15 protein-coding genes are annotated in these 12559 nt (G+C 71.0%); 12 read left to right on the top strand and 3 right to left on the bottom strand.

The genetic code is table 11. From position 1 onward, the window contains the following. From FRW57_RS09660 to FRW57_RS09630, 7 genes are all read left to right on the top strand, one after another. The coding region (locus FRW57_RS09660; protein WP_152185902.1) for a Rieske (2Fe-2S) protein at positions 1–348 on the top strand (348 nt) is incomplete at its 5' end. A gap of 61 nt (positions 349–409) precedes the next feature. Then, positions 410–1018 carry a membrane protein YczE gene (yczE, locus tag FRW57_RS23145; RefSeq protein WP_162529323.1) on the top strand — a complete coding sequence of 203 codons (609 nt, stop codon included), beginning with the start codon at positions 410–412 and terminating at the stop codon, positions 1016–1018. 145 nt (positions 1019–1163) lie between these two features. Beyond that, the gene (locus tag FRW57_RS09650) at positions 1164–2351 is read left to right on the top strand and encodes a cystathionine gamma-synthase (RefSeq protein WP_152185901.1); all 1188 of its coding nucleotides are present in this window, start codon (positions 1164–1166) and stop codon (positions 2349–2351) included. A gap of 81 nt (positions 2352–2432) precedes the next feature. Beyond that, entirely contained in the window at positions 2433–2699 is a 267-nt protein-coding gene (locus tag FRW57_RS09645; protein WP_137119861.1) for a hypothetical protein, read from the top strand. Between the two features lie 129 nt (positions 2700–2828). Continuing rightward, positions 2829–4052, top strand: a complete 1224-nt coding sequence (ilvA, locus tag FRW57_RS09640; protein ID WP_202911347.1) for a threonine ammonia-lyase — start codon at positions 2829–2831, stop codon at positions 4050–4052. Between the two features lie 238 nt (positions 4053–4290). Beyond that, positions 4291–5430 carry an ATP-binding cassette domain-containing protein gene (locus FRW57_RS09635; protein ID WP_137119860.1) on the top strand — a complete coding sequence of 380 codons (1140 nt, stop codon included), beginning with the start codon at positions 4291–4293 and terminating at the stop codon, positions 5428–5430. Further along, positions 5430–6242 (top strand): ABC transporter permease, encoded by an 813-nt coding sequence (locus FRW57_RS09630; protein ID WP_137119859.1) that lies wholly within the window; start codon positions 5430–5432, stop codon positions 6240–6242. The genes FRW57_RS09635 and FRW57_RS09630 overlap by 1 nt, the downstream gene beginning before the upstream one ends. 43 nt (positions 6243–6285) lie before the next feature. On the opposite strand, the gene greA is transcribed toward FRW57_RS09630, so the two are convergent. Together greA and FRW57_RS09620 are read right to left on the bottom strand one after the other, a co-directional pair. After that, the gene (gene greA / locus FRW57_RS09625) at positions 6286–6780 is read right to left on the bottom strand and encodes a transcription elongation factor GreA (RefSeq protein WP_137119858.1); all 495 of its coding nucleotides are present in this window, start codon (positions 6778–6780) and stop codon (positions 6286–6288) included. A 167-nt stretch (positions 6781–6947) separates the two neighbouring features. Continuing rightward, positions 6948–7337 (bottom strand): DUF4307 domain-containing protein, encoded by a 390-nt coding sequence (locus FRW57_RS09620; RefSeq protein WP_162308100.1) that lies wholly within the window; start codon positions 7335–7337, stop codon positions 6948–6950. A gap of 120 nt (positions 7338–7457) precedes the next feature. On the opposite strand from FRW57_RS09620, the gene mca reads away from it, so the two are divergent. Together mca and FRW57_RS09610 are read left to right on the top strand one after the other, a co-directional pair. Then, on the top strand, positions 7458–8372 hold the full coding sequence (gene mca, locus FRW57_RS09615) for a mycothiol conjugate amidase Mca (protein WP_137120022.1): 915 nt from the start codon (positions 7458–7460) through the stop codon (positions 8370–8372). Next, positions 8369–8698: a hypothetical protein gene (locus FRW57_RS09610; protein WP_137119856.1), complete on the top strand. Its 330-nt coding sequence runs from the start codon at positions 8369–8371 to the stop codon at positions 8696–8698. The genes mca and FRW57_RS09610 overlap by 4 nt, the downstream gene beginning before the upstream one ends. Here the strand turns inward: FRW57_RS09610 and trhA are convergent. Further along, a complete protein-coding gene (gene trhA / locus FRW57_RS09605) occupies positions 8686–9381 on the bottom strand; it encodes a PAQR family membrane homeostasis protein TrhA (RefSeq protein ID WP_137119855.1) in 696 nt (231 codons plus the stop codon). The two genes, FRW57_RS09610 and trhA, sit on opposite strands and share 13 nt — an antisense overlap. Before the next feature lie 141 nt (positions 9382–9522). On the opposite strand from trhA, the gene FRW57_RS09600 reads away from it, so the two are divergent. The 3 genes from FRW57_RS09600 to FRW57_RS09590 all read left to right on the top strand — a co-directional run. Further along, the gene (locus FRW57_RS09600; protein ID WP_137120021.1) at positions 9523–10287 is read left to right on the top strand and encodes an isoprenyl transferase; all 765 of its coding nucleotides are present in this window, start codon (positions 9523–9525) and stop codon (positions 10285–10287) included. A gap of 308 nt (positions 10288–10595) precedes the next feature. After that, positions 10596–11939, top strand: a complete 1344-nt coding sequence (locus FRW57_RS09595; RefSeq protein WP_137119854.1) for a PhoH family protein — start codon at positions 10596–10598, stop codon at positions 11937–11939. 295 nt (positions 11940–12234) lie between these two features. After that, the coding region (locus FRW57_RS09590) for a hypothetical protein (protein WP_152185900.1) at positions 12235–12559 on the top strand (325 nt) is incomplete at its 3' end.

The following is a 12559-nucleotide window of genomic DNA, read 5'->3' as shown; positions in this document are numbered from 1 at the left end:
CCCGGGAGCAGCGCGCCGGACTCCTCCGCTCCCCGTGGCCAGTCCGGGGGTTCCGGGGCTGACCTGGTGGCCCTCTCGGCCGTTCCCGTCGGCGGCGGCGTCGCGGCGCAGGACGCCGCCGGCAGGCCGTTGGTCGTGGCGCAGCCGAAGGAGGGCACCATCGTGGCGTTCTCAGCGATCTGCACCCACATGGGATGCACCGTCGCGCCCCAGGGCGGCGAGTTCAAGTGCCCCTGCCACGGCTCGGTCTACGCGCTCGCCAGCGGCGACAACGTGAGCGGGCCGGCGCCCCGGCCGCTCGCCAAGGTGGCGGTCAAGGTCGTCAAGGACAAGGTCGTCGAGGCCTGAAGTCGGTCCGACAGGTGGGAGCCGGAGGCAGGGCAGATCGGCGCGGTGAGATGCTGCGCCCATGCCCCGCCGCCTGATCCAGCTGTATGCCGGGCTGGTCGCCTTCGCGTTCGGCGAGGCTCTCATCGTGCGCGCCAACCTCGGCGTCATGTCCTGGGACGTCTTGCACCAGGGCCTCGTGCGTCAGATCGGCCTGAGCATCGGCGTGTGGTCGATCATCGTCGGTGCCGTCGTGCTGCTGCTGTGGATCCCGCTGCGCGAGAAGCCCGGCCTCGGGACCGTGAGCAACGTCCTCGTGATCGGGGCGTGCCTCGACGTCTTCCTCAGTTGGCTCCCTCAGGTCGACGCCATGGCCAGCCGGATCGGCCTGCTGCTGGCCGGGATCGTGATCAACGGCGTGGCCAGCTCGGCCTACATCGGCGCGAGCTTCGGCCCGGGCCCACGAGACGGCCTGATGACCGGCTTGGTGCGCCGGACCGGCCGCTCGGTGCGACTGGTCCGCACCTCGATCGAGGTCAGCGTGGTCATCATCGGCTGGATCCTCGGCGGCAACCTCGGGGTCGGGACGGTGCTGTTCGCCCTGTCGATCGGGCCGATCATCCACGTCTCCCTGCCGGCGCTCACGATTCCCCGGGTGCGGCCCGCGAGCGGCCCCGACCCCGCCATCTGACGCACACCGCCGCCGGTCCCGACCTGACCGAGACCGCCCCTGGATCGCGCGCGATTCCTCGCGTCGTCCGCGGCTTGGGCTGGGGGTGGGGGTGGCGTGACGGGCTGTGCGACCGGGCGCGAGCTCACACGGTTAGCCTTGGGGCATGACCGACCACGACGCCCGACCCAGCGGTTTCTCGACCCGCGCCATCCACGCCGGACAGGAGCCCGACCGGCGCACCGGCGCGGTCGTGCCCGCCATCTACCAGGTCTCGACCTACAAGCAGGACGGCGTCGGCGGGCTGCGGGAGGGCTACGAGTACTCCCGCTCGGCGAACCCGACCCGCACCGCGCTCGAGGAGTGCCTCGCCGCGCTCGAGGAGGGTGGCCGCGGCTTCGCGTTCGCGTCCGGCCTGGCCGGTCAGGACACGGTGATCCGGGCGCTGCTGCGGCCGGGCGACCACGTCGTCGTGCCGACCGACGCCTATGGCGGCACCTACCGGCTGATCAACAAGGTCGCCCAGCCGTGGGGCATCGAACACACCGCTGCCGCGATCGCCGACGTCGACGCCGTGCGCCAGGCGATCCGGCCCGGGCAGACCAAGGTCGTCTGGGTCGAGACCCCCACCAACCCGCTGCTGGGCATCGCCGACATCCGCGCCGTCGCCGACGTGGCGCACGAGGCCGGCGCGCTGCTCGCGGTCGACAACACCTTCGCGACGCCCTACCTCCAGCAGCCGCTCGCCCTGGGTGCCGACGTGGTCATGCACTCCACGACGAAATACTGCGGCGGACACAGCGACGTCGTCGGTGGCGCAGTCGTCACGGCCCGGCAGATCGACGTCGCGGGCTTCGAGGACGCGGCCGATCGCATTGCGTTCCACCAGAACTCGATGGGTGCCGTCGCGGGCCCGTTCGACGCGTGGCTGGTGTTGCGCGGCCTCAAGACGCTCGGCCTGCGCATGGACAGGCACTGCGACAACGCCGAGAAGGTCGTCGCCTTCCTCCAGGACCACCCGGCCGTGAGCGCCGTGCACTACCCCGGGCTCGCGACGCACCCCGGCCACGACGTCGCCACCAAGCAGATGCTCCGGTATGGCGGGATGGTCAGCTTCCAGGTCAAGGCGGGCGAGCAGGCGGCCGTCGACCTCTGCGCCAGGACCACGGTGTTCACCCTGGGGGAGTCGCTGGGCGGCGTCGAGTCGCTGATCGAGCACCCGGGACGGATGACGCACGCCAGCGTGGCCGGCACCGAGCTCGAGGTGCCCGCCGACCTGGTCCGTCTCTCGGTCGGCATCGAGGACGCCGACGACCTGGTCGCCGACCTCGAGCGGGCGCTGCCCCGGGCCTGACCGCTCCCCTCACCCACCAGGTCCGTCGTCGGCGACCGTGCGAGTCGTCGTGCCACCAGGGGCCATGACACCATGCCGGTCATGACGCTGGTGACGAGTGCCGTGGCTGCCGACTCGGCTGCGGCTGCCGGTCAGGCCACCGCCAACATGCTGGTCCTGCTCATTGCCGCGGTGCTCCTCGTCCTCGGCATCCGCCGGTGGAAGCGGCACCAGCGCGGCGTGCGTGAGCGGACCGACCCGGCGGCGCTGCCCGCGAAGGGCCCGAGCATCGCCATGATGGCGGTCGGGGGGCTGCTGCTGGTCGCGCTGCTGGGCACCCTCGCCCAGACGGCCGGCGGGGGCGGCTGACCTCCGGCCGGTGAGTCGCACAGTTGCCGGCGAACGGCACACCCCTGCCTGTGCCGCTCGCCGTCAGGCGTGCGCCTCGTCGGGCCCGTCCGGCGCGACGGCGCCCGAGCACGTCGATACGCTGCCGTCATGGCCTCCACGACGCTGCCCGTTTCCCTCGACGACGTCCTCGCCGCGCGCGAGCTGCTCAGCGGGACGGTCGAGGCCACCCCGCTGGAGTTCAGTCGCGCGCTGAGCAGTCGGACCGGGGTCGACACGTGGCTCAAGTGCGAGAACCTCCAGCGCGCGGGCTCGTTCAAGATCCGTGGCGCCTACACCCGGATGAGCCGGCTCTCCGACGAGGAGAAGGAGCGCGGTGTGGTCTGCGCCAGCGCCGGCAACCACGCGCAGGGCGTCGCGCTCGCCGCCCAGCTGCTCGACATCCGGGCCACCGTCTTCATGCCCCTGGGCGCGCCGATCCCCAAGCTTCTCGCGACCCGCGGCTACGGGGCGACCGTGGAGCAGCTGGGCGAGACCATCGACGACTGCCTGGTGCGCGCCAAGGAGTTCGAGCAGGAGACCGGCGCGGTCCTGATCCACCCCTTCGACCACCAGGACATCGTCGCCGGGGCAGGCACCTGCGGACTGGAGATCCTCGAGCAGTGCCCGGACGTCAAGACCATCGTGGTCAGCACCGGGGGAGGCGGCCTGCTCGCCGGGATCGCCACCGCGGTCAAGAACCAGCGCCCCGACGTGCGCGTGGTGGGGGTGCAGGCCGAGAAGGCCGCGGCCTACCCGCTCTCGCTGCGGGCCGGTCACCCGGTGCCCTTCGGCAAGATGAGCACGATGGCCGACGGCATCGCCGTGGGGTGTCCCGGCGAGGTGCCCTACGCGATCGTCTCCGAGCTGGTCGACCAGATCGAGACCGTGAGCGAGGAGACCCTGTCCCGCTCGCTGCTGTTCCTGCTCGAACGCGCCAAGCTGGTCTCCGAGCCTGCCGGTGGGGCGGCCGTCGCGCGCCTGCTCGAGGCCGGAGAGGGCGCGTATGACGGGCCGATCGTCGCCGTGCTGTCGGGCGGCAACATCGACCCGCTCCTTCTGCTGCGGATCATCCGGCACGGGCTGTCCGCTGCCGGGCGCTACCTGCAGTTTCGGGTGCGGGTGCCGGACAGCCCGGGATCACTGGCAGGCCTGCTCGAGACGCTCGCGGGCGCCGACGCCAACGTGCTGGAGGTCGAGCACGTGCGCACCGGGACGTCGTTGCGGGTCGACGAGGTCGAGATCGGGCTGCAGGTCGAGACCAAGGGCGCGCCGCACAAGGAGGCGGTGGTCGCGGCGATGCGCGAGCGGGGCTACGAGCCGATCTTCGACTGACCGCAGGTGAGCCGGGGTCGCCAGGTGGCCTCACGGCATACCGTTTCGCGCCGCAGGCGCCTTCGCCGCACCGATCACTGTTGCCGTTCGCCGCGGCGCGTGACCCGAACGTCGCGAAGATCCGCACGAGGGGGCGATGAGTCCCGGGCGACGCGCCGGTCTGACCCCACATGGACGAAACCCCCTGCCCGCAACAAACCAGTCGCCGCATGTCTGGGCCGGATGACAGGCTCGACCCATGACGTATGCCGTGGTCGCCGAAGGACTGGTCAAGCACTACGGAACGGTGCGAGCCCTCGACCAGCTCGACCTGGCCGTGCCCGAGGGCACCGTGCTCGGGGTCCTCGGACCCAACGGTGCCGGCAAGACGACCGCGGTGCGGGTGCTGACCACGCTGCTGCGCCCTGACGCCGGGCGGGCCGAGGTGGCCGGTATCGACGTCCTGGCCGACCCCGCCAGGGCCCGCGACAGCCTCGGCGTCTCGGGCCAGTACGCCGCCGTCGACGAGCACCTCACCGGCTTCGAGAACCTCGACATGATCGGCCGGCTCTACCACCTCGGCCGTCGTGCGTCACGAGCGCGGGCGCGGGAGCTGCTGGAGCAGTTCGACCTGAGCGACGCCGGCGACCGGCCCTCGAAGACCTACTCGGGCGGCATGCGGCGCAGGCTCGACCTCGCCGGAGCGCTCGTCGCGCGGCCGCCGGTGCTCTTCCTCGACGAGCCCACCACCGGGCTCGACCCGCGCAGTCGCGGCGACATGTGGGACGTGATCACCACCCTGGTCGAGGGCGGCACCTCGCTGCTGCTCACGACGCAGTACCTCGAGGAGGCCGACCGCCTCGCTGACAACATCATCGTGGTCGACCACGGCAAGGTGATCGCCGAGGGCACCGCGGACCAGCTCAAGGCGCAGGTCGGTGGTGAGCGTCTCGAGGTGGTCATCGCCGACCAGGCTCGACTCGTCGAGGCCCGCGTCCTGCTCGAGGACAGCCGTCCCGGTGGGGTCGCCGAGGTCGACGAGCACGTGCGGCGGATCACCCTGCCCAGCGACCGTGGCACGGCGGGGCTGATCGAGGCGGTCCGCCGGCTCGACGCGGCCGGTATCGAGGTCCAGGACATCGGCATCCGGCGGCCGACCCTGGATGACGCCTTCCTGTCGCTGACCGGCCACGGGGCGAGCGCGGAGCGGGCCGGCCACCAGGCCGATGACAGCCGTGGCGGCAGCCGCGGCGGTGGGACGGACAGCTCCGGCAGTGGTGCGGGTGACCCGGGCACGGATGGGGCGGGTCAACGTGCCCGCGGGGGCCACCCGGAGCACCAGACCGACGGCCGGCAGCGCCGCGCGGGGGAGCACGTGATGGCCAGGAAGGAGATCTGATGAGCCTCGCCTACGCGATCAGTGATGCGCTGGTCGTCGCCAAGCGCAACCTGATCCGGATCAAGCGGGTGCCCGACCTGCTGGTCTTCACCACCTTGCAGCCGATCATGTTCGTGCTGCTGTTCGCCTATGTCTTCGGCGGCGCCATCGACCGATCCGGCGGCGGGGCGGGCTACCGCGAGTTCCTCGTGGCAGGGATCTTCGCCCAGACCGTGATCTTCGGTGCGACGATCACCGGCGCGGGCCTGGCCGAGGACGTCAAGAAGGGGATCATCGACCGGTTCCGGTCGCTGCCGATGGCGCAGTCGGCGGTGCTGGCCGGACGCACCTTCTCCGACGTCCTCAACAACGTCATCGTCCTGGTCGTCATGTCGCTGACCGGCCTGCTGGTGGGGTGGCGCATCCGCACGTCGTTCCTCGATGCCGTCGGCGGTTACCTCGTGCTGCTGGTCTTCGCCTACGCCATCTCGTGGGTGATGGCCTGGATCGGGATGCTCGTGCCCAGTCCCGAGGTGGTCAACAACGCGGCGTTCATCGTGATCTTCCCGATGACCTTCGTGGCCAACACCTTCGTGCCCCTGGGCACGCTCCCCGGACCCCTGCAGACCTTCGCGGCGTGGAACCCGGTCTCGGCGGTCACCCAGGCCGCACGCAACCTGTTCGGCAACCCCAACCCCGACCCCACCGCGGTCGACCCCGCCTCGTGGGCCCTGCAGCACCCGGCCCTCTACACCCTCATCTGGGCGGTGGCGGTGCTGATCGTGTTCGTGCCGTTGGCCAACTGGCAGTACCGCCGCTCGGCCAGCCGCTGACCGGCCGACGCCGCGCGCACCACGGTGCGCGCGGCGAGGCGGCTCAGCCCGCGTAGGGCTTGGCGGCGAGGACCTTGACCTCGAGGTCCTTGCCGTTCGGCGCCGAGAACGACGTCGTCTGGCCGACCTTCTTGTCCATGATCGCCATGCCCAGTGGGGACTTCTCGCTGTAGACGTCGACCTGGTCGCTGCCGTCGGCGATCTCGCGGTTGCCGAGCAGGAAGGTGAGCTCCTCGCCGTCGAGGTCGACGGTGACGACCATGCCCGGCTCGACGACGCCGTCGTCCGGGGGCGCCTGGCCCACCGTGGCGTTGTCGAGCAGCTGGGTCAGCTGGCGGATGCGGGCCTCCATCTTGCCCTGCTCCTCCTTGGCTGCGTGGTAGCCGCCGTTCTCCTTGAGGTCTCCCTCGTCGCGGGCCACCTCGATCTTCTGGGCGATCTCGGTGCGTCCCTCGCCGGAGAGGCGGTCGAGCTCAGCCTTGAGGCGGTTGTACGCCTCCTGGGTCAGGTAGCTGGCCGTGGTCGCGCTGTCGGTCACTTGACACTCCTTGTTCCGGGTCGTCCGGCTCCGGGCAGCACCGAGGAACGGCGAGGAGCCAAACAAGAAGGTCCGGACCCTGATCGTTGCCGATCATCGGGCCCAGACCCACGTGGTGAAGTCATCAGGATAGCAAGAATGCGTCCAAACATCAGGTGACGAAGTGGTTACGAGCCCTCCTGCCCGGGAAAGACACATGTGTCCACCAGGCCGGTGACCGCCCGGTGTGTGGTCTGCACCAGGGTGGTCTCGCGGGTGGTCTTCTGCTGCGCCGGCGGCACGGTGACCGTGATGCTGCCCGCGGTGCCGTGGTGGACGTCCAGGGCCCGAACCGTGCACACCACCTCGCGGCCAACGGGACGGGTCAGGTCGTAGGTCACCCGGACCACCTGGTCGTTCCTGACCTGGTATCCCACGTCGGTCCACAGCGGTCGGCCGGTGCTCGCCGAGACGCCGAACCAGATCGCGATCGCCACCCCGATCGAGATGCCGACGGCCGCGATGAACCACCACTTGCGCTGGCTGGGGTCGGCGCTCGTGGACGTCTCTGCAGGCACGGGGCCGACCTTCCTTCGTGGGGTGCGTGAGGCGCCGGGGCGCGGGTGCGATGATGGGCGCCAACCCATTGTCAGTTATCCCACGGTAGAGGTGTGCAGGTGGTCGAACGGCGACGGCTCATGGCGGTGCACGCGCACCCCGACGACGAGTCGAGCAAGGGGGCGGCGACGATGGCGAAGTACGTCGCGGACGGTGTCGACGTGCTCGTGGTGTCGTGTACCGGCGGCGAGCGCGGCGACGTGCTCAACCCCGGGCTCAAGGACGATCCCCAGATCCTGCGCAACATGCCGGAGGTGCGCCGCCAGGAGATGGCCAAGGCGCAGGCGATCCTGGGGGTGCGGCACACCTGGCTGGGTTTCGTCGACTCCGGTCTGCCAGAAGGCGATCCGCTGCCGCCGCTGCCCGAAGGCTGCTTCGCTCTGGAGCCCCTCGAGGTGACGACGGAGGCGCTGGTGCGCGTCATCCGCGAGTTCCGTCCGCACGTGATGACGACGTATGACGAGAATGGCGGCTACCCGCACCCGGACCACGTGATGTGCCACACCGTGTCCATGTCGGCCTTCCGGTCGGCGGGTGACGGGTCGGCATACCCGCACGCCGGTGACGCGTGGCAGCCGCTGAAGCTGTACTACAACCAGACGCTGTCCAAGGGCCGGATCCAGACGTTCCACGAGGCGATGGAGGCAGCCGGCATGGAGTCTCCCTACACCGAGTGGATGAAGCGCTGGGAGGAGCGGGGCGAGCGCACCATCACCACGAGGGTGCCGTGCGCCGACTACTTCCCGCAGCGGGACGCGGCCCTGCTGGCACACGCGACCCAGGTGGACCCGGGTGGGTCGTGGTTCCGGGTGCCGCTGGACATGCAGCAGCGGCTGTGGCCCACCGAGGACTACGAGGCCGCGCTGTCCTACGTCCCGGTCGAACCGATCGAGGACGACCTGTTCGCGGGCATCCCGAGCCTCGACGAGGCCGACGCCCTCGCGCGCCGGGGTGGCCTGGAGCTGGCCTTCGACGGCACCGGGGAGCGCTCGTGATCGCGTTGGCCGCCGACGAGGACGTCAGCGTCACCGCCGGGATCGGCGGTTTTCTCGTCTTCTTCTTCCTCGCGATCGCGCTCTGGTTGTTGATGCGCAACATGTTTGCCCGGATCCGGCGGGTGCGCTACCGCGAGGAGGCACGGCTGGAGGCGGAGCGGGCGGCAGCCGAGCGCGAGAGGTCAGCGAATCCCGACGGCGGGCCCGGTGGCACCGACCCCCGGCCGGGTCGGGGAACGGAGCCGCCCGGCGACGGGACCGACGGCACGCCAAGACCACCGAAGCGGCCCGGCGACGGACGCGGGGACGACTCTCAGGCGCCGTAGATCGCCATAGACACCGCGATGTAGTGCGCGGCGAACGCGGCGACGGTGAAGGCGTGGAAGATCTCGTGGAAGCCGAACCAGCGCGGTGACGGGTCGGGCTTCTTGGTGCCGTAGACGATGGCGCCGAGGGTGTAGAGGAAACCACCGACCGCGATCAGGGTCACCAGCGCGACGCCGCCGTGCTGGAGGAACGGGCCGAAGTAGAAGATGGCCACCCAGCCGAGCGCGACGTAGATCGGCGTGTAGAGCCAGCGTGGAGCGCCCACCCAGAACACCCGGAAGAGCACCCCCGCGACGGCTCCGGACCAGACGATGAGCAGCAGCTCCTTGGCGTCGTGGGCGGGCAGCAGGAGCAGCGCGAAGGGGGTGTAGGTGCCCGCGATGATCAAGAAGATGTTGGAGTGGTCCAACCGCTTCAACAGTCCCTGCAACCGGGGAGACCACGTGCCTCGGTGGTAGACCGCGGAGGTCCCGAAGAGCATCGCAGCGGTGAGGCCGAACACCGCTGCGGCGATCCTCGACTTGGTGGTGGGTGCCAGGCAGACCAGCACGATGCCGGCCGCGAGCGCCAGGGGGAACGTGCCGGCGTGGATCCACCCTCGCAGCCGGGGCTTGACCGCCGCCACGACGGCGTCGAGGCGTTCCGAGCGCGGGGCGTCGGGCGTCGTCGGCTGGCTGCTCATGGGCCCAGCGTAACCTACGGACTCGTAAGTTACCCAAGAGTAGGTCCGACGAATCCCGGCCTGCGGCGATTTCCCACCCCCGCGGAGTACCCTGACCCCCGGGGAGACAGGCTGGTCGACGAGGAGATCCGGATGCCGAGGATGCCGCGGTGGAGCAAGCTCCTGTACGCGCCCTACGAGCGACAGCTCGCGGCCAAGCTGCCGCAGGACCGCCTCCCGCGCCACGTCGGTGTCATGCTCGACGGCAACCGCCGGTGGGCCCGCGCCAACGGTGGCACCACCCAGGACGGCCACCAGGCCGGCGCCGACAACATCTCGCCGCTGCTCGAGTGGTGCGAGGACGCAGGCGTCGAGGTGGTCACGCTGTGGCTGCTGTCCACCGACAACCTGACCCGCCCGGCGACCGAGCTCACCCCGCTGCTGGCCATCATCGAGTCGACGGTGGGTGGCCTCGCCGCCGACGGCCGCTGGCGACTGCACCCGGTCGGCGCCCTCGACCTGCTCCCCACCCAGACCGCCCTGCGGCTCAAGGAGGCCGCCGACGCCACCAGCGGGATCGACGGGCTGCTCGTCAACGTGGCCGTCGGTTACGGTGGCCGGCGCGAGATCACCGACGCGGTCCGGTCGATGCTCCAGGAGCACGCCGCGCGCGGCACCACCATCGAGGAGCTCGCCGAGGACCTCGACGTCGAGCACATCGCCGAGCACCTCTACACCAAGGGACAGCCCGATCCCGACCTGGTCATCCGCACCTCCGGCGAGCAGCGGCTGGGGGGCTTCCTGCTCTGGCAGAGCGCCCACAGCGAGTTCTACTTCTGTGAGGCCTTCTGGCCGGACTTCCGGCGCGTGGACTTCCTGCGTGCTCTGCGTGCGTATGCCGAGCGCGAACGTCGCTACGGAGGCTGACCTCGGGCGCGAGGTCCCCAGCGCCGGCTCCGGTCGTTCTCCCCGCGGCGGCTCCTCGACGCGCTGCCTGGCGCTCGGGCTCCATCTGATCGGACGCGCCGGGGCAAATGCAGCGCGAAGGCGGGCACCCGGCATACCGTGGGTTTGACGCGAGGCACCCGTCCCGCGTCCGGGAGGCCCGCCTCATGGAGCGAACGCAGCTCCGGACGGAGGGCCGGTCCCGGTCCCGCCGTCAGGTGCGGGCCCGGTTCCGGCATCCGGTCCGCGAGAAGTCGTAACGCACCGTGCGCTGCGACGAGGAGCCTCATATGACTTCGCCCCGCCGTTCGTCCGCCAGCGCGCCCGTGAGCCCGACCTCGTCGGGCAAGACCTACGTCCTCGACACCTCCGTGCTGCTGTCCGATCCCCGTGCCATGGTCCGCTTCGCCGAACATGAGGTCGTGCTGCCCGTCGTGGTCGTGACCGAGCTCGAGGCCAAGCGGCACCACCCAGAGCTGGGCTACTTCGCCCGGCAGGCGCTGCGGCTGCTGGACGGGTTGCGCGTCGAGCACGGCCGGCTCGATGCTCCCGTGCCGATCGGCACCGACGGCGGGACGTTGCGGGTCGAGCTCAACCACACCGACGCGTCGTCGCTGCCGTCGGGATTCCGCCTGGGGGACAACGACACCCGCATCCTCGCGGTGGCGCGCAACCTGGCCGATGAAGGTGCCGAGGTCACGCTCGTCAGCAAGGACATGCCGATGCGGGTCAAGGCCTCGGCGGTGGGGCTGGACGCGCAGGAGTACCGCGCCGAGCTGGCCGTCGACAGCGGGTGGACGGGCATGGCCGAGCTCGAGGTCAGCACCGAGCAGCTGGACACGCTCTTCGCCGACGGCCGGCTCGAGCTCGAGGAGGCCCGCGAGCTCCCGTGCCACACCGGCCTGGTCCTGCTCGGTCCGGGCGGCAGCGGCCTCGGTCGGGTGGTGGCCGACAAGTCGGTGCGGCTCGTGCGGGGAGACCGCGACGCGTTCGGGCTGCACGGCCGCAGCGCCGAGCAGCGGATCGCCCTCGACGTGTTGCTCGACCCCGACGTGGGCATCGTCAGCCTCGGCGGACGAGCCGGCACCGGCAAGAGCGCCCTCGCCCTGTGCGCCGGTCTCGAGGCGGTCATGGAGCGCCGCCAGCACCGCCGCGTGGTCGTCTTCCGCCCCCTGTTCGCCGTCGGGGGACAGGAGCTGGGCTACCTGCCCGGCACCGAGAACGAGAAGATGGGGCCCTGGGGCCAGGCCGTCTTCGACACGCTCGGCGCAGTGGTCTCCCGCGAGGTGGTCGAGGAGATCGTCGACCGTGAGCTGCTCGAGGTCCTGCCGCTGACGCACATCCGCGGTCGTTCGCTGCACGACGCCTTCGTGATCGTGGACGAGGCCCAGTCGCTGGAGCGCAACGTGCTGCTCACCGTGCTGTCGCGGATCGGGCAGAACTCCCGCGTGGTGCTCACCCACGACGTCGCGCAGCGCGACAACCTCCGGGTCGGCCGCCACGACGGCGTCGCCGCGGTCATCGAGAAGCTCAAGGGCCACCCCCTCTTCTCGCACGTCACCTTGCACCGCAGCGAGCGCAGCCCGATCGCCGCACTGGTGACCGACCTGCTCGAGGAGGGCGCCGAGAGCTGACCGCCCCGTCCCGGCGCGCAGGTCCGCCGGGCCCGTCCCACGAGAGGCAGGGGAGGGGTGTGGACAAGATCTGCGGGGGGCCGCGCCGTGCTGCGAAGGTGGTCGCCGGATGAGGCACTGGTCACAGCCACCGGCCGCGCTGAGCACGGACGGGCGGGGAGCCGATTTTGCGATGTCGGTCGATTCTGGCACGGTGACTGGGCCAGATCTCGAATTGATAACGCACAGTTTTTGATCGTGCACCACACAGGCCGTCCCCATCGGGGCGGCCTGTTCCTTGGAGGACCTACCCCGCATGCCCCAGAAGATCCAGCGCGTCCAGCGCACTCCCGCCAGGCACCGTGCCGGCGCCTCTCTGCTGCGACCCGTCAAGGCGCTGCGTCGCCCGGCCGTCGCCGCGACCTTCGTCGTCTCCGCGCTCGCGGCGTCCGCTGCCGGGTATGCCGCTGTCGGCGCCCAGGTGGACACGGGCCAGACCACCGCCGCGGCCGACCAGCTGACCTACCAGCAGCAGGAGGCGGCGAGGTTCGCCGAGTACCAGCGCTCCGGTGAGCTCGCTCGCGACCGCGCCCACGCCGCCGCGGCCAAGGAGGCTGCCGACCGCGGCGGCGTGGGCGCGG

Origin of the sequence: Segeticoccus rhizosphaerae, from assembly GCF_009192725.1 — a bacterium.
GTDB classification, from domain to species: Bacteria; Actinomycetota; Actinomycetes; order Actinomycetales; family Dermatophilaceae; genus Segeticoccus; species Segeticoccus rhizosphaerae.
This window is presented reverse-complemented; position numbering and strand designations above follow the sequence as displayed.